The sequence below is a fragment of the Microbacterium sp. Leaf179 genome (assembly GCF_001423785.1).
Taxonomy (GTDB): Bacteria; Actinomycetota; Actinomycetes; order Actinomycetales; family Microbacteriaceae; genus Microbacterium.
In genome coordinates, this window is sequence record NZ_LMPH01000001.1 from 484688 (window position 1) to 507318 (window position 22631).

The window sequence follows — 22631 nt, forward strand, 5'->3', positions numbered from 1 at the left end:
GGACATTCGCGTGTCGCGTCGCGGCATCCTGGCCCGCTCCGCGCTCCCCGCTCCCCGGCACGCGCTCCCCGCTCCCCGGCACGTGCTCCCCGCTCCCCGGCAAGCGCGCGTGAGTCGCCGCGCTCGCGAGCCCGTTGAGTGTCCAAGACGCGCCGCATGGAGCGCCCCGACTGCGGCGTGTTCTGGACACTCAACGTTCAACCCGCGGCTCGCGTCACGCCCAGCGGAGGCGTATAGTCCACGTGGACTAGTCGACACGGACCATGAGGGGGACGGATGCCGGAACAGCCCCGCCTCACCCCGATCGCGGTCATGATCCTCGCCACCCTGCGCGAGGCCGACATGCACCCCTACGAGATGGTGCGCTTGCTCAAGGAGCGGGGCGACGACCGCCTCGTCCCCCTGCAGAAGGGCACGATCTACCACGCGGTCGCCCGCCTCGAACGCGACGGCCTGCTCGCCGAGGTCGGCGTCGATCGCGACGGCAACCGCCCCGAGCGCACCACCTACACGCTGCGGGATGCCGGGCGCCGGGCCGTCGAGCAGTGGGTGCGCGCCGAGCTCCCCCAGATCGACCGGGCCAGTGACTTCCGCGTCGCGCTGTCGGAGGCCCACAACCTCCCGCGCGACGAGGTCATGGCCCTGCTCGACCGACGCCGCGGCCTGCTCCTCTCCTCGGTCGACGAGCATCGCGCCGGTCTCGACAAGGCCGCCACGTCTGAGACCCCCGAACAATTCCTCGTCGAGCTGCAGCGGCAGTCCGCTCTGCTCGACGCCGAACTCGCGTGGCAGGACTCCCTGCGTGCGCGTCTCGCCGACCGCTCCCTCGCCTGGGGCATCGCCGAAATCCCCGAACACATCAAGAAGAAGCACCGCGTCTCAAAGGAGACCACCCCATGACCGACTCCCGCGCCGCCTCCACGGCATCCACCCGTACGGGATCCACCCGCACCGAACGCAGCCCCTGGCCCGCCCTCTGGGCGCTGGTCATCGGGTTCTTCATGATCCTGGTCGACACCACGATCGTCTCGGTGGCGAACCCCGCCATCAAGGCCGCCCTCGACCCCGACACCAACAACCTCGACAACGTCGTGTGGGTCACCTCGGCCTACCTGCTCACCTATGCCGTGCCGCTGCTCATCACCGGCCGTCTCGGCGACCGCTTCGGCCCGAAGAACGTCTACCTCACGGGCCTCGCGATCTTCACCCTCGCCTCGCTCGCGTGCGGGCTGGCCCCCTCGCTCGAGATGCTGATCGTCGCTCGCGCCGTGCAGGGTCTGGGCGCCGCCCTCATGACGCCCCAGACGATGGCCGTCATCACCCGTACCTTCCCGGCGCAGAATCGCGGCGCCGCCATGGGTCTGTGGGGAGCGACCGCCGGTGTCGCCACCCTCGTCGGCCCGCTGGCCGGTGGCCTGCTCGTCGACGGCCTCGGGTGGGAGTGGATCTTCTTCATCAACATCCCCGTCGGCATCATCGGCTTCATCGCCGCGGTCATTCTGGTGCCCCAGCTGCCGCGCACCGCGCACAGGTTCGACATCCTCGGCGTCGTGCTGAGCGCCGTCGGTCTGTTCCTCATCGTGTTCGGCCTGCAAGAGGGCGAGCACTACTCGTGGGCGGCGTGGATCTGGGCGATGGTCGTCGCCGGTGTGGCCGTGATGGGCGTGTTCATCTGGACGCAGGCGCGCAGCAAGGGCGAACCCCTCGTGCCGCTCGAACTGTTCCGGGAGCGCAACTTCTCGATCGCGAACCTCGCCATCGCCGCGGTCGGTTTCACCGTGACGAGCATGGCGTTGCCGCAGATGTTCTACCTGCAGCTCGCCCGTGGCCTCACCCCGACCGAGTCGGCGCTGCTGCTCATCCCGCTGGCGATCCTGTCGGGCGTGCTCGCGCCCTTCGCGGGCAAGCTGCTCGACCGGACCGACCCGCGATTCCTGCTCGTCCCCGGTCTGCTGCTCGTCGGGGGCTCGCTCGGGCTCTACGCCGCGCTCATCCTGAACGACGCGCCGATCTGGGCCTTCCTCATCCCCGCCGCGTTCATGGGCATCGGCAACGCCGGCATGTGGGGTCCTCTGGCCACCACCGCGACGCGCAACCTGCCGCCGCGCCAGGCGGGTGCCGGCGCCGGCATCTACAACACCACGCGCACCGTCGGCTCGGTGATCGGCTCGGCATCCATCGCCGCGTTCATGCAGGCGCGTCTCGAGGCGAACCTGCCGGGGGCCGCGGATGCCGGGGCGAGCTTCGGCGGCGGCACGCTTCCGCCGCAGGTGATCGATGGCTTCTCCGCGGCGATGGGGCAATCGCTGCTGCTGCCGATCATCGTGATCGCGGTCGGCCTGGTCGCCGTGCTGTTCATGCGTCGCCCGTCGATGATCCGCCCGCACGGTGCCCCGCGCGAGGCCGAGCCGGCCACGCAGGCGCAGGCCGCTCCGGCCGTCGCGGGCGAGTAACGTCCGACGCGCGAACGCCGTCGTCCCCCGTGGGGCGGCGGCGTTCGTCGTTCGCGCTCAGGGTTCGGGCGCTCGCGGCGGTGACGAGGGGAGGAGCTGGGGCGGAGGGAGGACGGATGCCGGTCCGGCGGTCCTCCGCTCGTCACGCGTCCTCCGCTGGGCACGGTTCAGCGGCGGTGACGCGTTCGGGTGACGTCACGACCGCCGCACGCCCGCGAGCGCACCCACCGGCCGCTCGCCGGTCGTCTCACGCGTGTGCAGTTCGACCACGTCGAAGCCCGCGGCATGCATCCGGAGTGAGAGCTCATCGACCGCCCATCGATAGGCGCGCACGACGGCATGGTCGAAGGGCTCGACCGTGTCGGCGACGAAGAAGCCGAGCAGCAGGCGCCCTCCTGGTCGGAGCGTCCGAGCGAATTCGCGCAGCGGAACCTCGATCGCCACCGGGTCGTGATGGATCGTCGAGAACCACGACAGGATGCCGCCGAACGCGCCGTCAGCATCGGCGAGGGCGTCGATCGAACCGAGGTCGAACCGGACGCCGGGGTGCTGCGCTCGCGCGTGCGCGACGAAGCGCGGCACCAGGTCGACTCCCCGCGCGTCGAGGCCCCGGTCGGCCAGATGTGCCGTCCAGTGCCCAGGGCCGCACCCGGCGTCGAGCACGATGCCCTCGACGGTGTCCGCCCACACCTCGACGACTCGCCGGTCGACCGGGTGCACGGCATCCATCGACCCGAGCAGATCGATGTACTCGTCGGCGCGGGATGCGTACGCGACGCTCGGCGCTGTCATCGCGCGAGCCAGGGCATCCCTGTCGACCATGGCCCACACGCTAGTGGCGAGGGGACGTCCATGCCAGACGGCGACGGTGAGGGGCGTACGTGGCGGCGCCGAGAGCGGCTTGCTCTCCAAGTAGTATGCGCGCATACTAAATGCATGCGCATACTCGCCTCCGCCGTCCGTGAATCCTCCGCTGCCCCCGCCGCCTTCTTCGCCCGGTGGGTCGACCACGACACGTGGCGAGCATGGTCGCCCGACACCGAGTGGGTGCGTATCGCGCACCCGGTTCGGCAGGGCAGCCGTGGCATCCTGAAGCCCCAGGGCGGGCCGCGCGTGCGATTCGTCGTCTCCGAGCTCGAGACCGACCGTGTCTACACCGATGTCACGCGGATGCCGGGAGCCCGACTCGTGTTCCGTCACAGCGCTGTGCCCACCGCCGAGGGGTCTCGTGTCACGGCCGAGGTGACGATCGACGGTCCGCTGTCGGGGCTGTGGGCGCGCACCGCGTTCGCGGGCTTCGAGCAGTCGGTTCCCGCCGATCTCGACCGACTCGTCGCCGTGGTGGAAGGCCGATGACCGCCTGGATCGGCGTCGCGTCGGCGGAACATGTCGCGCGCGGTGTCGCGCTCGGCATCGCGCAGATCGGCCACGGCAAACGCCCCGGGCTCGCCCGCATGCGGCCGGGCGACACGCTCGTCTATTACTCGCCGGTGCACCGCCTCGGTGACGCCGCGAAGCTGCGGGAGTTCACCGCGATCGGACGCGTGGACGAGGGGGAGGTCTGGCAGGCCGACGAGGGGGACTTCCGTCCGTTCCGTCGGGCGGTGACGTATCGACCGGCGCGCCCCGTCGCCGTCGCCGATCTGCGGGGCCGGCTCGCTCTGACCGCCGAGCCGAACTGGGGGTATCAGCTTCGGCGCGGTCTCATCGAGATCGCGCAGGCCGACGCCGACCTCATCGAGCACGCGATGATCGAGAGATGACGAATCCCCTCGACAGCCGCTTCCCGACCGGCGACGTGAGTCCCGGGTTCTTGCTGTGGCAGGTGACGAATCGCTGGCAGGCCGCGATCCGTCGAGCGCTCTCCCCGCACGAGCTCACGCACGTGCAGTTCGTTCTGCTGGCGGTGCTGACGTGGGGTGACACCGCCGACGGAATGACCCAGGCCGAGTTGAGCCACCGCGCGGGCGCCGACCCGATGATGGTGTCGCAAGTGGTCCGAGCGCTCGCCGAGCGCGGTCTCGTCGAACGGCATCCGGATGCCGCGGACCGCCGCGCCATCCGTGTGCGTGCGACCGCCGAGGGGCGCGAGCGGGCGCGGGCGGCCAACCATGCCGTCGAAGAGGTGGACGAGGCGGCGTTCGGGGAGCGGGCGGGCGATCCGAGGCCGCTCGCCGGTCATCTGGCCGACGTCCTGCGCCGGCTGCAGTCCTGAGGCCGCGACGCGATCGTCGGTGCGTCGTGGCGGGCGGTTCCATATTCAGTTATACGCCGCTATAGTCAAAACGAGCCGCCGTCCGATCCCGGTCACTCGCAGGAGCATCCATGACCATCTCTGCCCCGCACTCCGCCACCCGCACCGCCGTCGAGAGCGACGCCGCGACGACCGGCACCCGCCCGCGGTGGGCCCGAACCGCCGGCATCCTGATCGTCGTCGGCGGGGTGCTGCTCACCGCGGCGACCGCCGTCGAGCTCACCGCCGACGTCGCCACCGAATCCGGGCCGGCGACCGCCTTCTGGGTGTTCTTCCTCGCGAGCACGCTCGCCCATGTCGCGGCGATGGTCCCGCTCGCGCTGGGCCGGGGAGACGGAGAGGGCGCCGTCGGCTCGTCTCTCGTGGGCAAGGTCGCGCTTCTCGGGTTCGGAGCTCTGTTCCTCACGAACCAGAGCATGTACCTCGTCACGGCCTACCTGCTGCCGTCCGCCGTGTTCACCGACGGGGCGATGGCGTTCCTGTTCGCCATGAGCGCCGTGCAGGGCGTCGCCCTGCTGGTCGGCGGCATCGTCATCGTCCGCGCCGGGGTTCTGACGGGCGCGGCACGCGGGGCCGTCCTGGTGCTGGCTCTGGTCGGCTTCGCGCTCGGCGTCGTCCTCAACGTGAGCACCATCGAGGCGCTGTCGAACGCGATGTACTTCGTCTCCACCGGCGCGCAGATCGTCGCGGGGCTCGTGATCTTCCGGTCGACGGTCGCGGCGGCGAAGTAGCGTTCTCCCGTGCCCCGTAGCTACCACTCTCCCCGACGGCAGGCCGACGCCGCCGAGACCCGCGCGACGATCGTCGAGGCGGCGGCCCGGCTGTTCGTGCGCGACGGGTACGTCGCCACCTCGATCAAGGCGATCGCGGCCGAGGCGGGGGTGTCGGTGCCCACGGTGCACCTGAACGGACCCAAGCACGGTCTGCTCATCGCGGCGTTCGAGCGCACGTTCGCGGGAGACGAGGGGAGGCACTCGCTCGCCGAGCGCCCCGAGCTCGTCGCCATCATGGGCGAGCCCGACACCGATACCGCGATCGCCCGGTACGTGGACTTCCTCATCGACGCCAACCAGCGCTCGGCGGCGATCGTGCGCGCGATGGTGGCCGCCGCCGACAGCGACCCCGAGGCGCGCGCCGCCTACCTCGACCTCGAGATGCGGCGCCACCGCGACATGACGATCGCCGCGGGCTGGTTCCTGCAGCGCGACCGCATCCGCGTCGACCAGCTCGATGACGCCGCCGACGTCCTGGGGCTGCTCACCGGCCCCGATCCGTGGACGCACCTCACCGTGGCCCGCGGGTGGGACGTCGCCGCCTACCGCACCTGGCTGACGGCGCAGCTCGTCCACCTCTCCGACAACCTCGCCTAGACCCCCGCCCCTCGGCGCACAGGGTCATCCTCGAAAGACGCAGACATGACACCCTCCGCCCTGCTGTGCAGCATGCCCGCCACAGGCCACGTGGGCCCGCTCCTCGTCGTCGCGCAGGAACTGCAGCGGCGCGGGTGGCGCGTGCGCCTGCTCACCGGGTCGCGGTACCAGCGGATGGTGGAGCAGGCCGGCATCCTGTTCCTCCCCCTTCCCGCCGAGGCGGACACGCTCGACGGGATCGGCGCCGACGAACGCGACCGCGGACTCGCCACCATCAACCGCGGGGTCGAGCGCGCGTTCGTCGATCCCGCTGCCCCGGCGGCGGCCGCCCTCGAGCAGATCCTGAACGACGAACCCGCCGACGTGGTGCTGCACGACATGACCTTCCTCGGCGTGCAGACCTTGTTCGCACGCCCGCGCTCTCAGCGCCCCCTCACGGTGATGTGCGGCATCGGGCCGGCGGGTTTCTCCAGCCGCGACACGGCCCCGTACGGACTCGGCATCACGCCGCTCCGGCACCCCACGTTGAACCGCCTGCGCAACGGCGTGCTCGGGGTGACGGCCAAGACGGTGCTGCGTCCCGTGCACCGCTCGCTCGATCTCTTCCTCGCGGGCGTCGGTGCGCCACCCCTGAACGGCGCGTTCTTCATGGACGTCCTCTCGCGCAGCGACCTGCTCGCGCAGTTCACGGTGCAGGAGTTCGAGTACGCCCGCCGCGACGCCCCGGCGGCGCTCCGGTTCTACGGCCCCATGGCATCCGCCGCCGCCCATCCCGTTGCGGCACCGGAGTGGTTCGACGACCTCGACCCGGCCCTGCCGCTCGTGCACGTCACGCAGGGAACGGTCGCGAACACCGACTACACCGAGGTGATCGAGCCGACGCTCACGGCACTGGCCGACCTACCCGTGCAGGTGGCCGTGACCACCGGTGGGCGCGACGTCGAGACCCTGCCCGCCCTCCCCGACAACGCCTTCGCCGCGAGCTACCTGCCCTACGACGATCTGCTCGCCCGCACGAGTGTGCTGGTGACCAACGGCGGCTACGGGGGCCTCCACCACGCGATGCGCCACGGCGTGCCGATCGTGATCGCCGGCGACTCGGAAGACAAGGTCGAGACCTCGGCGCGCGTGCAGCACGCCCGGGTGGGCGTCAACCTGCGCACGGGGCGTCCGACTCCGGATGCCGTCCGCGCGGCCGTCCAACGCATCCTCGCCGACGACGGTTACGCGGCCCGCGCCCGCCGTATCGGCGACGCGATCGCGGTCGCGCCCGGTGCCCCCGGGCTCGTCAACGACGTCGAGAAGATGCTCGCGGCGCGCCGCCGCTGATCTCGCTCCGGGCGGGAGCGCCGAGACCCCCGGCGTCAGGCCTCGACGACGCGCGCGGCGATGTCGGTGCGGTACTGCCCGCCCTCGAGGCCGATGCGCTCGAGCCCGGCGTAGGCCGCGGTGCGCGCCTCACCGAACGTGGAGCCGGTGGCGACGACGCTGAGCACGCGTCCGCCCGTGGCGACGAGCTCGCCGTCGCGGAGCGCCGTCGCCGCGTGGGCCACGTGCACGCCGTCGACCTCTTCGGCTTCGTCGATCCCCGTCAGCACGCGACCGGTGAGCGGCGCCTCGGGGTAGCCCTCGCTCGCGAGCACCACGGTGACGGCGGTCGCGTCGGCGAAGGCCGGGCGGGGCTCGTTGTCGAGCGTGCCGGAGGCTGCGGCCAGCAGCAGTCGCGAAAGGGGGTCGACCAGGCGCGGGAGCACGACCTGCGTCTCGGGATCGCCGAAGCGGGCGTTGAACTCGATGACCTTCACGCCCTGCTCCGTGAGGATGAGACCGGCGTAGAGCAGGCCGATGAACGGGGTGCCCTCGGCATCCATTTGCCGGATCACGGGCTCCGCGATCACGCGCGTCACGTGGTCGACGAACTCGGTCTCGCCGCCGAAGCGTTCCGACAGCCAGGGGAGGGGGGAGTACGCCCCCATGCCGCCGGTGTTCGGACCCTCGTCGCCGTCGCGCAGGCGCTTGAAGTCCTGGGCGGGGCTGAGGGGCGCGACGCGATCGCCGTCGCTGAGGAAGAACAGCGACACCTCGGGGCCGGAAAGGAACTCCTCGATCAGCACCGCACCGGTGGGCAGGTAGGTCTCGGCGTGGGCGAGGGCGGCCTCGCGGTCGGAGGTGACGATGACGCCCTTGCCCGCGGCCAGTCCGTCGGCCTTCACCACGTAGGGGGCGCCGTACTCGTCGAGGGCGGTTTCGACGGTGGCGAGGTCGTGCGCGCGCGCCGAGCGTCCGGTGGGCACGCCCGCGGCATCCATGATCCGCTTCGCGTAGGTCTTCGACCCCTCGAGCTGGGCCGCGGCCTTGCCCGGACCGAACACGGGGATACCGTGCGCGCGCAGCGGATCGGCGACACCGGCGACGAGCGGCGCCTCGGGTCCCACGACGACGAGATCGATGGCCTCGGCTTTGGCGAACACCAGCACGGCGGCCGGGTCGAGCGGGTCGAGGTCGACGAGGTGGGCCTCGCGGGCGATGCCGGCGTTGCCGGGCGCGGCGAAGATGGCGTGCGAGGCCTCTTCGGAACGCAGCGCGAGGATGATGGCGTGCTCGCGCGCGCCCGAACCGAGGACCAGGATTCTCACTCGGCCAGCCTACCGAGCGGGGCCTTTCGCCGTTGAGTGTCCACGACATGCCGCATCCGCTCGAGTTGATGCGGCGTGTCCCGGACACTCAACTGGGGGGACCCGGGGATGGGCGACCCGGGCCACCCGGGCGACCCGGGGGAGGCGGCGCGGGTACCGTGGAGGCATGCCTCCCCGCCGAATCGAGACCGGTGACGGCCGCGCGGCGCTCGCGGCCGTGGCCGCGGGTGACGCCCCGCGCACGGCGACGGCCACCGCCGTGCGCTACCTGCTGCAGCTCCTGGTCGAGAAGGCTCCCGGCAACTCCGTCGAGATGCGCGTACCGCCCTTCGGCGCGGTGCAGGTGATCGAGGGGCCCCGCCACACGCGCGGCACCCCACCCAACGTCGTCGAGACCGACGCGGCCACCTGGATCGCCGTCGCCACCGGTCGGGAGCACTGGGCGGATGCCGTGACCGCCGGCCGCATCGTCGCCTCCGGCGTGCGCGCAGACATCAGCGCGCTGCTGCCCCTGCGGCCCTAGGCCCGCCCGCCCGCCGCCCCCCGGCCCGGCGCCCCCGCCCCCCGGCCCCCCGCTCGCGCCGCCACGCCACCGGTGGGCGCCGAGACCGCACTCGTTCGCCGAGGCCGCACGGTATTGCGGACGAACACGTGCGGTCTCGACGAACGGATGCGTCCTCGCGGGGCGCCGAGGGGTGCGCCTCGTCAGCGCCGGACCGGGTCGCCGCCGCCGGCGAGGAACCGCACCAGGTCGCGGCGGGTCGGGGCCGCCTCCCAGTCGCCGGGCACGAGGCACGCCATGGCGCCGCAGGCGTTGGCGCGCACGAGCGTGTCGGCGACGTCGAGTCCCTCGAGGTGGGCGCTGAGGTAGCCGGCGACGAACGCGTCTCCGGCGCCGACGGTGTCGAGGGGGTCGATGACGAAGCCGAGCGCCTCGGTGACGCCCGCGGAGGTGAACGCCGCCGCTCCCGCGGGACCGCGCTTGACCACCACCTGCTCGACGCCCGCCGTGAGCAGGGAGTCGGCGGCATCCGGGGTCAGCAGGGCGAACTCCTCGACCCCGCCGAACACGAGCGTCGAACGCTCGGCGATCTCGCGCAGGATCGGCCCGGCGACGTCGGGGGCGGCCAGCGCGGAGCGGTAGTTCACGTCGAAGCTCACCGGCACACCCGCGGCGCGGGCGCGATCGACGGCGGCGAGCACCGTGTCGTGCGCCGTGGCCGACAGCAGCGGGGTGATGCCCGTGACGTGGAGCAGGTCGGCATCCTCGATCCATCGAACCGGGAGGTCGCCGGGGGCGAGGCGCGAGCCGGCCGAACCGCGTCGGTAGTAGTGGACGGCGGTGGATGCCGCGGAGGGACGCTCCTTCAGCATGAGGCCCGTGGGCGCATCGGTGTCGACGAGCGCGTGCACGTCGAGGCCCTCGCCGCGCAACTCGCGCGCGATGCGCTCGCCGAGGGGATCATCGCCCACGCGGCCGAGCCAGGAGGTGTCGACCCCGAGGCGCCGCAACCCGACGGCGACGTTGCTCTCGGCCCCACCGATGCCGAGCGCGAGGCCCGCGGCATGGCGGAGCGACCCGATCTCGGTCGTGCGGGCGAGCGCCATGGTCTCGCCGAGGGTGACGACGCGGGTCACGAGCCGTCCCCCGCGTCGCAGGCCGACCCCGCAGCCGCGCGCGCGATTCCGGAACGGCCGACCGCCGAGGTGGCGGCGCAGGCCCGACCCGCCGGGGAGGCGCCGCTCACGCCGAGACCCCCGCGCACACCGCGACGAACCGCTCGGCCCTCGCGCGCAGCGCGCCCAGATCGCCACCGCGGAACGCGTCGCCGAGCAGAGGCCCGCCCACGCTGACCGCCACCGCGCCCGCCGCGAGCCACGCGGCCGCGCTGTCGGCATCCACTCCTCCCGAGGGGACGACGGCGATGTCGGGGAACGGTCCGCGCAGATCCTTCAGGTAGCCGGGGCCGACCTGGCCGGCCGGGAACACCTTGACCGCCGAGGCGCCCGCCGACCACGAGGCGAACAGTTCGGTGGGAGTGAGCCCTCCCGGCACGATCGGCATGCCGGCGGCGACCGCGTGCTCGACCAGCGCGGTAGAGGTGATCGGGGTGACGACGTAGTCGGCGCCGACCGCGATCGCGCGCTCGAGCTGGTCGAGGTTCGTGACCGTGCCGATGCCGAGGTCGCCGTCGAACGACCCGCGCAGCTCGGCGAAGGCGTCGAACGTGCCCGGCGTCGTGAGGGTCAGCTCGACGCTCTGCACGCCCGCCTCGGCGAGAGCTGCGAGCACCGGCGCGTAGTCCGAGGCCGCGGACGCGCGGGCGACCACGACGAGCTTCGACGAGACCGTGTGGGTGGGGAGCTCACCAGTCATGGACGGTCCCATCCAGCAGGCGGTTCACGGGCAGGTAGGCCTTCGTGTACTCGAACGCACCGGCGGCCTCCTCGTCGAGTTCGACGCCGAGGCCCGGCTGGTCTCCCGGGTGCAGGAAGCCCCGGTCGAAGGTGAAGGAGGTCTGGAACACCTCGAGCGTCTGCTCGTTGTGCGGCATGTACTCCTGGATGCCGAAGTTGTGGATCGCGAGATCCAGGTGCAGCGCCGCCGCCATGCCGACGGGCGAGATGTCGGTGGGGCCGTGGATGCCGGAGCGGATGCCGTAGATCGCGGCGAAGTCGAGCAGCTTCTTCATCGCGGTGATGCCGCCGGTGTGGGTGACGGCCGAGCGGACGTAGTCGATCAGACGCTCGGTGATGAGCGTCTGGTAGTCGTACACGGTGTTGAACACCTCGCCGATCGCGAGCGGGGTGGTGGAGTGCTGGCGGATGAGGCGCAGTGCCGTCTGGTCCTCGCCGGGGGTGGCGTCCTCGAGCCAGAAGAGGTCGTAGGGCTCGATGTCCTTCGCGAAACGCGCGGCCTCGATCGGTGACATGCGGTGGTGGCCGTCGTGCAGGATGCGCAGGTCGGTGCCGAACTCCTCGCGGATCTGCGAGAAGACCCCGGGCATGTGGTTCAGGTACTGACGGGTGTCCCAGGTCTCCTCGGCCGGCCGGTCGCCGGAGCGCTTCGCCGGCTCGTAGTCGTAGCGCACACCGGGGCCGGCGGCCGAGACGCCGTAGATCTGGCCGAGTCCGGGAACGCCGGTCTGCACGCGCACGGCCGTGAAGCCGAGCTCGCGGTAGCCGGTGATGGCGTTCGAGAGGGCCGCGAAGTCGGTGCCCGAGGCGTGCGCGTAGACGCGCACGCCGTCGCGGCTCGCCCCTCCGAGCAGCTGGTACAGCGGCATCCCGGCCTTCTTGGCCTTGATGTCCCACAGTGCCATGTCGACCGCGGCGATCGCGGCCATCGTGACGGGGCCGCGGCGCCAGTAGGCACCCCGGTAGAGGTACTGCCAGGTGTCCTCGATGCGGTCCTCGTCGCGGCCGATGAGCATCGACGCGAGGTGGTCCGAGAGGTACGACGCCACCGACAGCTCGCGGCCGTTGAGGGTGGCATCCCCCCATCCGACGACGCCGTCGGACGTGGTGACCTTGAGGGTGACGAAGTTGCGGCCGGGGCTCGTGACGATGACGTCGACGGTGGCGATGCTCATGCGGGGTCTTTCTGGTCGAGAGGGGAGGGGGCGGCGAACGGGCGGGCTCGCCGTCACGAGCCCGCCCGGGAGCGGGCCCGCGACGAGGGCGGGCCCGCGCGGGATCACATCGCGGGGCGGGGATCCCGCAGGTCGCGACCGGTCCACTCGGGTGCCACGAGCGCGGCCACCAGAGCCGAGGCGGTGAAGATGCCCATCAGCACCATGATCGGGATGATGCTGCCCGTCACGGCGGCCACCCAGGCGGCGGCGACGACCGGGCCGATGCCCGTCGCGATGATGGCCGCGATCTCGCGGACGACGGCGGTGAGGGTGTAGCGGTTGCGGGCGCCGAAAATCTCGGGGATCGAGATGTTCTCCATGGAGGCCAGACCCAGCACCGAGATGTTGTGGATCAGCGCGTAGCCGACGAAGATCCAGCCCACCTCGCGGGAGTTGATCAGCAGCAGGGTCGGGACGATCAGCACGAGCGACAGCGCCGACATCACGATGTACATCCGGCGGCGACCCACCTTGTCGCCGAGCCACCCGACGAGCGGGATCGTGATGAAGCCGATCAGCGACGACACGATCACGATCTCGGGGCCGACCTCTTTCGAGATGGCGAGGGTGATGGTGATGAACGAGATGAGGTAGGTCTGCACGATGCCGGAGTTGCCGGCCTGACCGAACCGCAGGAAGAACGACACGAGGACGGCCTTGATCGGCTTCTTCTGCAGCGACTCGAGCGTGCGGACGTCGTTGGTCTCGGTGGCGACCTTCTGCAGCTCGGCGCGCGAGAGCGCCTTGCCGTCGACGACGTCGGTGCGCTCCTCGAAGACCGGGCTCTCCTTGAGGTTGAAGCGCACCCACAGGGCGAAGAGCATGATGATGGCGCTGCCGATGAAGGGGATGCGCCAGCCCCACGCGATGACGTCGCTCTCCATCATCACGGCGAGCAGGATCGCCCAGATGCCGGAGGCGAACAGGGTGCCGCAGTTGGTGCCGAGGGCGACGAGCGAGGCGACGACGCCGCGGCGGTTGTCGGGGGCGTACTCGGCGAGCATGACGCCCGCACCCGAGATCTCCGCTCCCGCGCCGAAGCCCTGGGCGAGGCGCAGGATCACCAGCAGGATCGGGGCCAGGATGCCGACCTGCTCGTACGTCGGCAGGACGCCGATGAGGGTGGTCGCCGCACCCATGAGCAGGATCGTGTAGAACAGCACCTGCTTGCGGCCGATCTTGTCGCCGATGCGGGCGAAGAAGAACGCGCCGACCGGGCGGGCCACGTAGCCCACGCCGTAGGTCGCCATGGCGAGCACGACCGCCATGGCGGCATCCCCTCCGGCGAAGAAGATCTGGCTGAAGACGAGGGCCGCGGCCAGCGAGTACAGCTGGAAGTCCATGAACTCCAGCGCGGTGCCGAGCCACCCCGAGACGGCGGCGCGGGCGAGATCGCCGGTCGACCTCTTGACGACGGGCGGTGACGTCGAGGCGTCGACGCCGGGGGCGGAAGAGTTGCTCATCGGATTACTCCTTTGTAGTGATGACGGGTCGGGTGTCAGAGGGAGAGCAGGACCTTGGCGGATGCCGAGGAGTCGCGCGCCGTGGCGAACGCGGCGACCGCGTCGGTGGCGGGGATGACGTGCGAGACGACGGCGTCGAGGGCATCGGTGGATGCGAGGAGGTCGATGGCGTCGTCGATCTCGGTCGAGAAGCGGAACGCGCCGCGCAGGGTGAGCTCCTTGGCGAGCATCGGCGCGAGGTTCACCCCGATCTCGGCGTCGGGGAGCATGCCGACCTGCACGACGGTGCCCGCCCGGCGGGCCGCGCGGATCGCCTGGGTCAGGGCGACGCCCACGCCGGAGCACTCGAAGACGACGTCGAACGACTCGGGCGCGATCGCGTCGGTGCCGACGAGGAACGTCTCTTCGGCGCCGAGGGCGCGGGCTCGCTCGAGGGGCTCGGGCCGCACGTCGCTGGCGCCCACGACCGCGGCGCCCGCGTTCACGGCGGTGGCGACGACGAGCAGGCCGATGGGGCCGGAGCCGATGACCAGGGCGCGCCGACCGGCGAGGTCGCCGGCCACGCTCACGGCGTGGATCGCGACGGCGAGGGGTTCCGCCAGGGCCGCCCGCTCCAGGGTCAGCCCCTCGGGCAGCACGCGCACCATGTGGTCCTCGACGACGATCAGCTCGGCCGCCCCACCCTGGCGGTGGGGGAAGCCCGCGGCGCTGCCGAGGTAGTCGCCCCCGGCACGCAGGTGGGGGCGGTCCTCCAAGCCCTCGACGGACGGTCCGAATCGCGCGGGGTGCACCGTGACCGGCGTGCCCGGGGCGAGGCGCCCGGAGGGGTCGAGGTCGACCTCGGCCGACAGCTCGTGACCGGGTGTCAGGGGCTCGCGAACGGCGTACTCGCCGTTCTTCCCGTGGAAGTAGTAGTGCAGGTCCGATCCGCAGATGCCCACGTACCGCACGCGCAGGCGCACTTGCCCCGCACCGGGTTCCGGTGACGGTCGGTCTTCCCAGCGGATGTCTTCTGCGCCGTGGATTGCGAGAAGCTTCATCGCGTCTCCTTCGTGTCGATGCGCTCCGCAGAGCGCCGGGTGGTCAGGGGGTGGTCGGTGCCAGGGCGTCGGATGCCGCGAGGGCGTCGGCGATCGCACTGTCGACGCCGCGCTGCACGATGGTGTCGAGCAGGTCGCCGACCCGATCGACGAACGCCGTGCGATGCGCGAGGTCCTCGCCGAACAGGTGCAGGTCGACGATGGCGCGGGCGGCGAGGTCACGGCCGCCGCGGGCGGGGACCGCGGTCAGACGCGCGCGTGCGGGGTCGGTCATGGCCGCCGCGTGCGGACCGGGATCGAAGCCGGCGGGCGGGGCGATGCAGGCCAGGTAGGCCGCGACGGTGAGCGCGATCAGGTGCGGGAACCCGCCACCATCGAGCGCGTGCCGCACCGGGCCGGGGATGCGCTGGCCGAGCTTGACCGATCCGTCCGAACCGACCTGGCTCGTGCGGTGCCCCAGCGCGCTGTTGCCCCAGCGGGAGAAGAGCTCGCGCTCGTACTGCTCGATGTCGACACCCCGGGGCGCGGTCACGGACGGCTCGTACTCGTGCCGCAGGGCGGCCGCGGCGGCGGCCTCGACGTCGGTGAGGGCGATGGCATCCGGGATCGTGGGTACGCCGCGCAGCGCGCCGAGGTAGGCGATGAGCGAGTGCGTGCCGTTGAGCAGGCGCACCTTGAGCTGCTCGTAGGCGCCGACCTCGTCGGTGAAGACGGCACCACCGGCCTCCCACGCGGGTCGGCCGCCGGCGAAGCGGTCTTCGATCGCCCACATCGTGAACGGCTCGGCGGGGACGGGTACGTCGTCGCGGACGCCCAGCAGGCCGGCCACGCGATCGGCCAACTCCGGGGTGGTGGCGGGGACGATCCGGTCGACCATGCTCGAGGGGAAGGTCACCGCGCGGTCGAGGTAGGTCAGTGCATCGGCGCCCTCGGCATCCGGCAGCTCCTGCAGGAAGGCGCGGACGAGCTTCTCGGTGTGGGAGCCGTTCGAGAGCAGGTTGTCGCAGCTGAGGATCGACATCGGCTCCCCTCCGGCCGCGGCGCGGCGTTGAAGGCCGCGGGCGAGCTGCCCGATGCTCGATCGGGGGTCGCCGCCGCGCAGGTCGGCCGCGACGATCGGGTCGTCGACATCGAGGCGCTGCGTCGAGGGCGAGTAGCTGTATCCGTTCTCGGTCACCGTGAGGGTGGCGATGCGGATGCGGGGATCGGCGAGGTCGGCGACGACGCGCGCCGGGTCGTCGGCGGCGACGTACGAATCGGTGTGCGCCCCCGGGATCTCGAGCGTGGTGCCGGTGGGCGAGATCGTCGCGACGGTGTACAGGTGGTCTTGAGCGTGCAGGGCGTCGACGACGCGGCGCGAGCGCGAGGCGACGCCGACGATGCCCCAGTCGCCGCCTGCCGCGCGCAGTGCGGCGGCGGTGTACACGGCCTGGTGGGCGCGGTGGAAGCTGCCGAGGCCCAGGTGGACGATCCCGGCGGCGGCGGGGGCGCCGGGCAGGGAGGCCGTCGAGGTCGGCGCGTCGCGGCGCAGTCGGGCGGTCACGCGCGGGCTCCCGGCGACGCGGGAAGGCTCGCCATGAGGGGATCGTCGATGATCGGCATGAAAGCAGTGTGCTGTGTTTGTACAAACTTGTCAACCTTTTTCACGACCGCATGCCCGATGATGGGACGACAGAGGTATGGGGGTGGACATGGCGGCGAACCTCACGGAGGTGGCACGGCACGCGGGCGTGTCGATCGCCACCGCGTCGCGCGCCTTCGGCGAACCCGACCGCCTCGCCCCCGCCACGCTGGACCGTGTCCGGCGCGCCGCGGTTGAGCTGGGCTACGCCACCCCCCAGGTGGCCACGGGCACCCGCACGATCGCGGTGGTCGTCCCCGACGCGGCCAACCCCGTGTACGCCACCCTGCTCAAAGCCATCCAGGGCCAGGCGTGGCACGGCCGCCACCGCATCGTGCTGTTCGATGCCGACGAAGACCTGCGCCGCGAACGGGAATCGATCGAGCTCGCGCGCCGCACGGACGGTCTGCTGCTGTGCTCGCCGCGACTGCCCGAGGCCGAGGTCCTCTCGCTGGTCGGCGACACTCCGCACGTCGTCATCAACCGCGTCCTCGCCGGTGCCCCGTGCGTGGTGATGGATGCCGAGCGAGGACCGACGCAGGCGGTGGAGCACCTGTCGGCCCTCGGCCACGACCATGTCGCGTACGCGTCGGGGCCGCACGGCTCATGGGCCGACGAACAGCGGGCCGGCGCCGTGGCTCGCGCCTGCGAACGCTTCGGCATCCGCCTGTCGAGATTGAGCCACCACGCAGCCTCCATTCAGGGCGGACGCGCGGGCGCTGCCGCCGCCGCGGCCAGCGGCGCCACCGCCGTGATCGCCTACAACGACCTGGTCGCCCTGGGCCTCGAAGCGGGCATGGCCGAGCTCGGCCGTGTGTGCCCCGACGACGTCAGTATCGTCGGCATCGACGACATCGACCTCGCCGGTGCGGTCACGCCCAGCCTCACGACGGTGCGCATGCCCATCGCGCGCTCCGGCGCCCTCGCGGTTGACCTGCTGCTGCAGGCGATGGTGGGCGCGGCGTCGATCGGCGAGACCGTGCTGCCGTCGCAGCTCATCGTGCGCGGCTCGACGGCGCCCCCGCGCGCGCTCGCGCGCTGACGCGGGGCGCGGTCGACCTACTCGTGCGCCGCAGGCCGTGCGCCAGGCGGTGTCACGTCGGCGAGGCATGCGCGACCCGTCCGACGCGCCGCGGTGGGAGAATAGGGACATGGCCGAGCAGCCCGCCCCCGAACGACCGTCTCCCGTGCGCGATGACATCGAGACGGTCAGCGTGCGCCGCGCACCCAAGTACGGTGTCTTCCTCGCGGCGGGGGCCTTCATCGGCATCCTGGTCGCGCTCATTTTGACCTTCGCCATCCAGGGCAGCGGCATGAGCCCGTACACGCAGGTGGTGTACTCGGAGCTTCAGGTGTTCGGCTTCACGGCGCTCATCTGCATCGTCGTCGGGTGCACCGTCGGGGCCGTCGTCGCGTTGATCTTCGAGCGCACCGTGGGCAGCCGTACGCGTCAGGTCATCGTCGACCACGAGCGGCACGGGGCCTGATCAGGCCAGTTCCGCGATGATCGGGTGGATCGCGGTGTCGAATGCCGCGACGTCTCCCCGCAGCCCGTCGGTCACGGCCACGGTGAGCGAGCCGATCCACCACACCCCGCGCTGAGTCAGCGGGAGCACCTGCACGTTCAGTTCGAACGAGTGCGCGCGGCGTCCGACGACGCGTTCGTGCGCGGCGATCGCGCTGGCATAGGCCCGGTAGGACACCCCCGGACGCGCCGCCGCCTCGCGGGAGTACCGGTCGTGGGCATGACGGGCGTAGTCGACGGCGTCGTCGGCGTGGGCGACGATCTCGTGCCGCAGGGCATCGGCACCCTCCACGGGAAGCGCGACGAGCGTCTCGAACCCGTCGACCAGTTCGAGCGGCACGGGGGAGGGGTGCGCCTGCGGCTCGACCGTCATCGCCCAGTACTCGCGCCACTCCCGCTCGAGCTGGGACTGCGCGGCATCCGTGCGTTCCCCGACCGTCGACGGCGGAACGCGCCGCAGAGCGGGCAGTTCCTCGGGGGACCGGATGCCGAGAACCTGGCGAAGGAAGAGCGCGACGAGCACCGGTTGCGCCGCGTCCTCGCGGATCGTCCACTGCGGCTGGCCGCCCGTCATGGCGTCATTGTAGGACGCGAGATCGGGGGCGGACGGGCCTTGCGCGCGGCGCCCCCGAGGATCGGGGGTGGGGCCCGTGCGCGCGGTCGCCCGGCGGTGGGGCCCCTCCGCTCGTCACGAGACCCCACGCCACGGCCCCCACCCACCCGTCCCACACCCCCCGCCGCGCCGCACTGGACACCCGCGCGTGTCCACCCCGGGTAGTCTGTTCCGGTGGCTTCCGCTCCCCACGAAAACCCATACTCCGCCGCAGGCGTCGATACCGCCGCCGGAGACCTCGCCGTCGAACTGATGAAGTCGGCCGTGCGCCGCACGCACGGGCCCGAGGTGCTCGGTGGGGTCGGCGGATTCGCCGGTCTCTTCGACGCTTCCGCGTTGCGCGATTACGCGCGTCCCCTGCTCGCGACCAGCACCGACGGCGTCGGCACGAAGGTCGCGATCGCGCAGGCCATCGACAAGCACGACACGATCGGCGAAGACCTCGTCGGCATGGTCGTCGACGACATCGTCGTGGTCGGTGCCCGCCCGCTCTTCATGACCGACTACATCGCGTGCGGCAAGGTCGTGCCGCAGCGCATCGCCGACATCGTCGCGGGTATCGCGCGCGGCTGCGCCATGACGGGCACCGCGCTCGTCGGCGGCGAGACCGCGGAGCACCCGGGCCTGCTCGGCATCGACGACTACGACGTGGCGGGGGCGGCGACCGGCGTGGTCGAGGCCGACCGCATCCTCGGCGCCGACCGCGTGCGCAGCGGCGACGTCGTGCTGGCCCTCGCCTCGAGCGGTCTGCACTCCAACGGCTACTCGCTCGTCCGCCACATCATCACCGGCGCGGGCATCGCGTACGGCGGGGCGTCGGCCGAGCTCGGCGGCACGTGGGGCGAAGCGCTCCTCGAGCCCACGCGCCTGTACACCTCGCCGCTCCTGCGCCTGCTCGACGACGGGGCCACGGGTTCCGGCATCCACTCCCTCAGCCACGTGACCGGCGGCGGCATCGCCGCCAACCTCGCGCGCGTGCTGCCGCAGAACACGTGGGTCGACGTCGACCGCTCGACGTGGAGCCCGTCGCCGGTGTTCCGCGTGCTGGCCGACATGGGTGGGCTCGAGCTGACCGCGACCGAGGGCACGTGGAACCTCGGCATCGGCTTCCTCGCGGTCGTCGCGCCGGAGGCTGCGGATGCCACGATCTCGGCGCTCCAGGCCGACGGCATCGCCACGTGGCAGGTCGGCGTCGTCCGCGACGACGCGCGCCCCGACGGAGAATTCGAACAGGGCGCGAAGGGCGTCGACGGAGGCGCCGTGCGCCTGGTCGGAACCTACGCGGATGCCGGTGCGCCGGCGAACGGAGCGAGCTAACACCCCATGTGCGGCATCGTCGGCATGGCCGGGCAGGGCCCGGTCAATCAAGAGATCTACGACGCGCTTCTGCTCCTGCAGCACCGGGGTCAGGACTCGACGGGCATGGCCACGGCCGAGTCCAGCGGCGTCTTCCACATCTACAAGGCCCGCGGCCAGGTGCGCGAGGCGTTCCGCACGCGCGACATGCGCGCGCTGCTGGGCGACATCGGCCTCGGCCACGTCCGATACGCCACCAAGGGCACCGCGTCGAACGAAGAAGAGGCGCAGCCCTTCTACGTCAACGCGCCCTACGGCATCGTGCTCGTGCACAACGGCAACCTCACGAATACGCGCGAGCTGACCGGCGAGCTCTTCCACAAGGACCGCCGGCACCTCAACACCAGCAGCGACACCGAACTGCTCGTGAACATCCTCGGTTCTGAGCTGCAGTCCGAGATCACCGGACCCGACCTCGACCCCGCGCAGGTGTTCCGCGCGGTGGGGCGCGTGCACGAGCGCGTCGAGGGCTCGTACGCCTCGATCGCCCTCATCGCGGGCTACGGTCTGCTCGCGTTCCGCGACCCGTTCGGCATCCGCCCCCTCATCCTCGGCAAGCGTCCCGCGCCGGAGGTCCCCGGCGGCGAGCCGCGCGACGAGTGGATCGTGGCATCCGAATCCCTCGTGCTCGAGAACGCCGGCTTCGAGGTCGTCCGCGACGTCGAGCCCGGCGAAGCGGTGTTCATCACGCTCGACGGCACACTGCACGCTCAGCAGTGCGCGACGCAGTCGACGCTCGCGCCGTGCTCGTTCGAGTACGTGTACCTCGCCCGACCCGACTCGATCATGAACGGCATCTCGGTCTACGAGGCGCGACTGCGAATGGGTGAGCGCCTGGCCGACACGATCGCGAAGTACACCCCCACCGGCACCATCGACGTGGTCATGCCGATCCCCGACTCCTCGCGCCCCGCCGCGATGCAGGTGGCCCGCAAGCTCGGCATCGAGTACCGCGAGGGCTTCTACAAGAACCGCTACGTCGGCCGCACGTTCATCATGCCGGGCCAGGCGGTACGCAAGAAGAGCGTGCGCCAGAAGCTCAACGCGATGTCGAGCGAGTTCAAGGGCAAGAACGTCCTGCTCATCGACGACTCCATCGTGCGCGGCACGACGAGCCGCGAGATCATCCAGATGGCACGGGATGCCGGGGCCAAGAGCGTGACGTTCGCCTCGGCCGCTCCTCCCGTGCGCTTCCCGCATGTGTACGGCATCAACATGCCCTCGCGGGAAGAGCTCGTGGCGCACAACCGCACGATCCCCGAGATCGCCGAAGAGCTCGGCTGCGACTACCTGGTCTACCAGGAGGTCGAGGACCTCAAGGCCGCGATCATGGAGGGCACCGACCTGGTCGACCTCGACATGAGCTGCTTCGACGGCCGGTACGTCACCGGCACCGTGTCGCCGGAATACCTCGCCTGGGTCGAGGGCAGCCAGGAGTCGTGACCCCGCGCCGGGCGGGGATGGCCGCGCTCGCCGCGGCCGCCATCGTTCTGCTCGCGTTGACGCTGCGCATCGCCGTGGCGTCGCTGTCGCCGCTGCTCACGACGATCCAGCGCGACTTCGACGTGCCCGCGGCGATCGTGGGCCTCATCGGCATGGCGCCCCCGGTGGCGTTCGCGCTGGCCGGCACCGTCACCCCGGCGATCGAGCGACGGATCGGTCTGGAGCGCCTGGTGCTGGTGGCCGCGGTGGTCGCCGCCGCCATGCTCGGCCTGCGGGCGGCCGCGGTCGACGCGTTCAGCCTGCTGGCGGCGACCGCGGGGGTCTTCGGGGCCGTCGGGATCGCGAACGTGCTGCTGCCGGCGGTGGTCAAGAAGTACTTCCCCACGCGGATCGGCGTGATGACGACGGTGTACTCCACGACCATGGCCGTCGCGACCTTCACACCCCCGCTCGTCGCGGTGCCCCTGGCCGACGCGGTCGGGTGGCGCGGATCGTTCCTCGTGTGGGCGGTGGTGGCCGTCGCCGCGGTGGTGCCGTGGATCGCGATGAGCCTGCGCGCCCGCGCGTCGCGCGCCGACATCGTCGAGGCCCCGCGTGCGTCGGTGCTCTCGCGCATCGTGCGCGTGCCGCAGACGTGGGCGCTGGTGGCGACGTTCGCGGTGAACTCGTCTGTCGCTTACGGCCTCTTCGCGTGGCTCCCGCCGCTGCTCATCGACGTCGCGGGCGTGGAACCGGCCGAGGCCGGCAGTCTGCTGGCCCTGTTCTCGTTCATGGGCCTGCCCGTCTCGCTCGTCGTTCCCCTGCTCGTCGGGCGGATGCGCAGCACGGCACCGTTCTACGTCGTGGCGGTGGGGGCCGGGCTCGCCGGGGTCGCCGGTCTGCTGTTCGCCCCGACGCTCGCCACCACTCTCTGGGTCGTGCTCATCGGGCTACCCCCGCTGATGTTCCCCATGGTGCTGGTGCTGTTCGGCCTGCGCACGCGCTCGCATGACACGGCGGTCGCGCTCAGCGGGCTCGTGCAGAGCGTGGGCTACGGCATCGCCGCGCTCATGCCCCTCGCGATCGGAGTCACCCACGAGCTCACCGGAGGCTGGACCGCCGGTCTGCTCCTGTTGGGCGCAGCGGTGATCCTCGTGATTCCGGCGGGCTTCATCGTCTCGCGTGGCGAGACGATCGAGCAGTCCTGGGAGCGCCGTACGGGCGCCACATGGTGACGACGCCC

23 protein-coding genes are annotated in these 22631 nt (G+C 71.7%); 14 read left to right on the forward strand and 9 right to left on the reverse strand.

Annotated elements, in window-relative coordinates; translation table 11 throughout:
- The first annotated feature begins 276 nt into the window (after positions 1 to 276).
- Both ASF96_RS02225 and ASF96_RS02230 read left to right on the forward strand, forming a co-directional pair.
- Positions 277 to 900, forward strand: a complete 624-nt coding sequence (locus ASF96_RS02225; RefSeq protein WP_055935524.1) for a PadR family transcriptional regulator — start codon at positions 277 to 279, stop codon at positions 898 to 900.
- On the forward strand, positions 897 to 2453 hold the full coding sequence (locus tag ASF96_RS02230) for an MFS transporter (RefSeq protein WP_055935526.1): 1557 nt from the start codon (positions 897 to 899) through the stop codon (positions 2451 to 2453). The genes ASF96_RS02225 and ASF96_RS02230 overlap by 4 nt, the downstream gene beginning before the upstream one ends.
- 195 nt (positions 2454 to 2648) lie before the next feature.
- On the opposite strand, the gene ASF96_RS02235 is transcribed toward ASF96_RS02230, so the two are convergent.
- Positions 2649 to 3275 (reverse strand): class I SAM-dependent methyltransferase, encoded by a 627-nt coding sequence (locus ASF96_RS02235; RefSeq protein WP_055935528.1) that lies wholly within the window; start codon positions 3273 to 3275, stop codon positions 2649 to 2651.
- 114 nt (positions 3276 to 3389) lie between these two features.
- On the opposite strand from ASF96_RS02235, the gene ASF96_RS02240 reads away from it, so the two are divergent.
- The 6 genes from ASF96_RS02240 to ASF96_RS02265 all read left to right on the forward strand — a co-directional run bounded on the left by ASF96_RS02240 (position 3390) and on the right by ASF96_RS02265 (position 7406).
- Entirely contained in the window at positions 3390 to 3809 is a 420-nt protein-coding gene (locus tag ASF96_RS02240; protein WP_055935530.1) for an SRPBCC family protein, read from the forward strand.
- On the forward strand, positions 3806 to 4216 hold the full coding sequence (locus tag ASF96_RS02245; RefSeq protein WP_055935532.1) for an EVE domain-containing protein: 411 nt from the start codon (positions 3806 to 3808) through the stop codon (positions 4214 to 4216). Before ASF96_RS02240 ends, ASF96_RS02245 begins: the two co-directional genes overlap by 4 nt.
- Positions 4213 to 4668, forward strand: a complete 456-nt coding sequence (locus tag ASF96_RS02250; RefSeq protein ID WP_055935534.1) for a MarR family winged helix-turn-helix transcriptional regulator — start codon at positions 4213 to 4215, stop codon at positions 4666 to 4668. The genes ASF96_RS02245 and ASF96_RS02250 overlap by 4 nt, the downstream gene beginning before the upstream one ends.
- A gap of 110 nt (positions 4669 to 4778) precedes the next feature.
- On the forward strand, positions 4779 to 5438 hold the full coding sequence (locus tag ASF96_RS02255) for a hypothetical protein (RefSeq protein ID WP_055935536.1): 660 nt from the start codon (positions 4779 to 4781) through the stop codon (positions 5436 to 5438).
- A 9-nt stretch (positions 5439 to 5447) separates the two neighbouring features.
- On the forward strand, positions 5448 to 6077 hold the full coding sequence (locus ASF96_RS02260; RefSeq protein WP_055935538.1) for a TetR/AcrR family transcriptional regulator: 630 nt from the start codon (positions 5448 to 5450) through the stop codon (positions 6075 to 6077).
- A 45-nt stretch (positions 6078 to 6122) separates the two neighbouring features.
- Entirely contained in the window at positions 6123 to 7406 is a 1284-nt protein-coding gene (locus ASF96_RS02265; RefSeq protein ID WP_055935540.1) for a glycosyltransferase, read from the forward strand.
- 35 nt (positions 7407 to 7441) lie between these two features.
- Here ASF96_RS02265 and purD read toward each other — a convergent pair whose 3' ends face one another.
- A complete protein-coding gene (gene purD, locus ASF96_RS02270) occupies positions 7442 to 8713 on the reverse strand; it encodes a phosphoribosylamine--glycine ligase (RefSeq protein ID WP_055935542.1) in 1272 nt (423 codons plus the stop codon).
- A 166-nt stretch (positions 8714 to 8879) separates the two neighbouring features.
- Here purD and ASF96_RS02275 point away from each other — a divergent pair, with 166 nt between their 5' ends.
- Positions 8880 to 9236 (forward strand): sterol carrier family protein, encoded by a 357-nt coding sequence (locus tag ASF96_RS02275; RefSeq protein ID WP_055831942.1) that lies wholly within the window; start codon positions 8880 to 8882, stop codon positions 9234 to 9236.
- Between the two features lie 182 nt (positions 9237 to 9418).
- Here ASF96_RS02275 and ASF96_RS02280 read toward each other — a convergent pair whose 3' ends face one another.
- The 6 genes from ASF96_RS02280 to ASF96_RS02305 form a co-directional block, all read right to left on the reverse strand.
- Entirely contained in the window at positions 9419 to 10351 is a 933-nt protein-coding gene (locus tag ASF96_RS02280; protein ID WP_082509238.1) for a sugar kinase, read from the reverse strand.
- Positions 10352 to 10457: 106 nt separating this feature from the next.
- Positions 10458 to 11090, reverse strand: a complete 633-nt coding sequence (locus ASF96_RS02285) for a bifunctional 4-hydroxy-2-oxoglutarate aldolase/2-dehydro-3-deoxy-phosphogluconate aldolase (RefSeq protein ID WP_055935544.1) — start codon at positions 11088 to 11090, stop codon at positions 10458 to 10460.
- Positions 11080 to 12306 carry a D-mannonate dehydratase ManD gene (gene manD / locus ASF96_RS02290; protein ID WP_055831938.1) on the reverse strand — a complete coding sequence of 409 codons (1227 nt, stop codon included), beginning with the start codon at positions 12304 to 12306 and terminating at the stop codon, positions 11080 to 11082. Before manD ends, ASF96_RS02285 begins: the two co-directional genes overlap by 11 nt.
- 104 nt (positions 12307 to 12410) lie before the next feature.
- A complete protein-coding gene (locus ASF96_RS02295) occupies positions 12411 to 13811 on the reverse strand; it encodes an MFS transporter (protein WP_055831937.1) in 1401 nt (466 codons plus the stop codon).
- Between the two features lie 35 nt (positions 13812 to 13846).
- On the reverse strand, positions 13847 to 14851 hold the full coding sequence (locus ASF96_RS02300) for an L-idonate 5-dehydrogenase (RefSeq protein ID WP_055935545.1): 1005 nt from the start codon (positions 14849 to 14851) through the stop codon (positions 13847 to 13849).
- A gap of 43 nt (positions 14852 to 14894) precedes the next feature.
- Positions 14895 to 16394: a mannitol dehydrogenase family protein gene (locus ASF96_RS02305; protein ID WP_055935547.1), complete on the reverse strand. Its 1500-nt coding sequence runs from the start codon at positions 16392 to 16394 to the stop codon at positions 14895 to 14897.
- Positions 16395 to 16542: 148 nt separating this feature from the next.
- On the opposite strand from ASF96_RS02305, the gene ASF96_RS02310 reads away from it, so the two are divergent.
- Both ASF96_RS02310 and ASF96_RS02315 read left to right on the forward strand, forming a co-directional pair.
- Positions 16543 to 17514 carry a LacI family DNA-binding transcriptional regulator gene (locus ASF96_RS02310; protein WP_055937608.1) on the forward strand — a complete coding sequence of 324 codons (972 nt, stop codon included), beginning with the start codon at positions 16543 to 16545 and terminating at the stop codon, positions 17512 to 17514.
- Between the two features lie 109 nt (positions 17515 to 17623).
- Complete coding sequence (locus ASF96_RS02315) at positions 17624 to 17959, forward strand: hypothetical protein (RefSeq protein WP_055935549.1); 336 nt, start codon at positions 17624 to 17626, stop codon at positions 17957 to 17959.
- Here the strand turns inward: ASF96_RS02315 and ASF96_RS02320 are convergent, their stop codons facing one another.
- On the reverse strand, positions 17960 to 18571 hold the full coding sequence (locus ASF96_RS02320; RefSeq protein WP_055935551.1) for a hypothetical protein: 612 nt from the start codon (positions 18569 to 18571) through the stop codon (positions 17960 to 17962). It abuts the gene before it with no gap.
- Between the two features lie 213 nt (positions 18572 to 18784).
- Here ASF96_RS02320 and purM point away from each other — a divergent pair, with 213 nt between their 5' ends.
- From purM to ASF96_RS02335, 3 genes are read left to right on the forward strand one after another with little or no spacing between them, the layout of a single operon-like run.
- Positions 18785 to 19927, forward strand: coding sequence for a phosphoribosylformylglycinamidine cyclo-ligase (purM, locus tag ASF96_RS02325; RefSeq protein ID WP_055935554.1), 1143 nt, complete (start codon positions 18785 to 18787; stop codon positions 19925 to 19927).
- Positions 19928 to 19933: 6 nt separating this feature from the next.
- Positions 19934 to 21409, forward strand: coding sequence for an amidophosphoribosyltransferase (gene purF / locus ASF96_RS02330; protein ID WP_055935555.1), 1476 nt, complete (start codon positions 19934 to 19936; stop codon positions 21407 to 21409).
- Positions 21406 to 22623 carry an MFS transporter gene (locus ASF96_RS02335; RefSeq protein WP_235560512.1) on the forward strand — a complete coding sequence of 406 codons (1218 nt, stop codon included), beginning with the start codon at positions 21406 to 21408 and terminating at the stop codon, positions 22621 to 22623. The genes purF and ASF96_RS02335 overlap by 4 nt, the downstream gene beginning before the upstream one ends.
- Positions 22624 to 22631 lie beyond the last annotated feature (8 nt).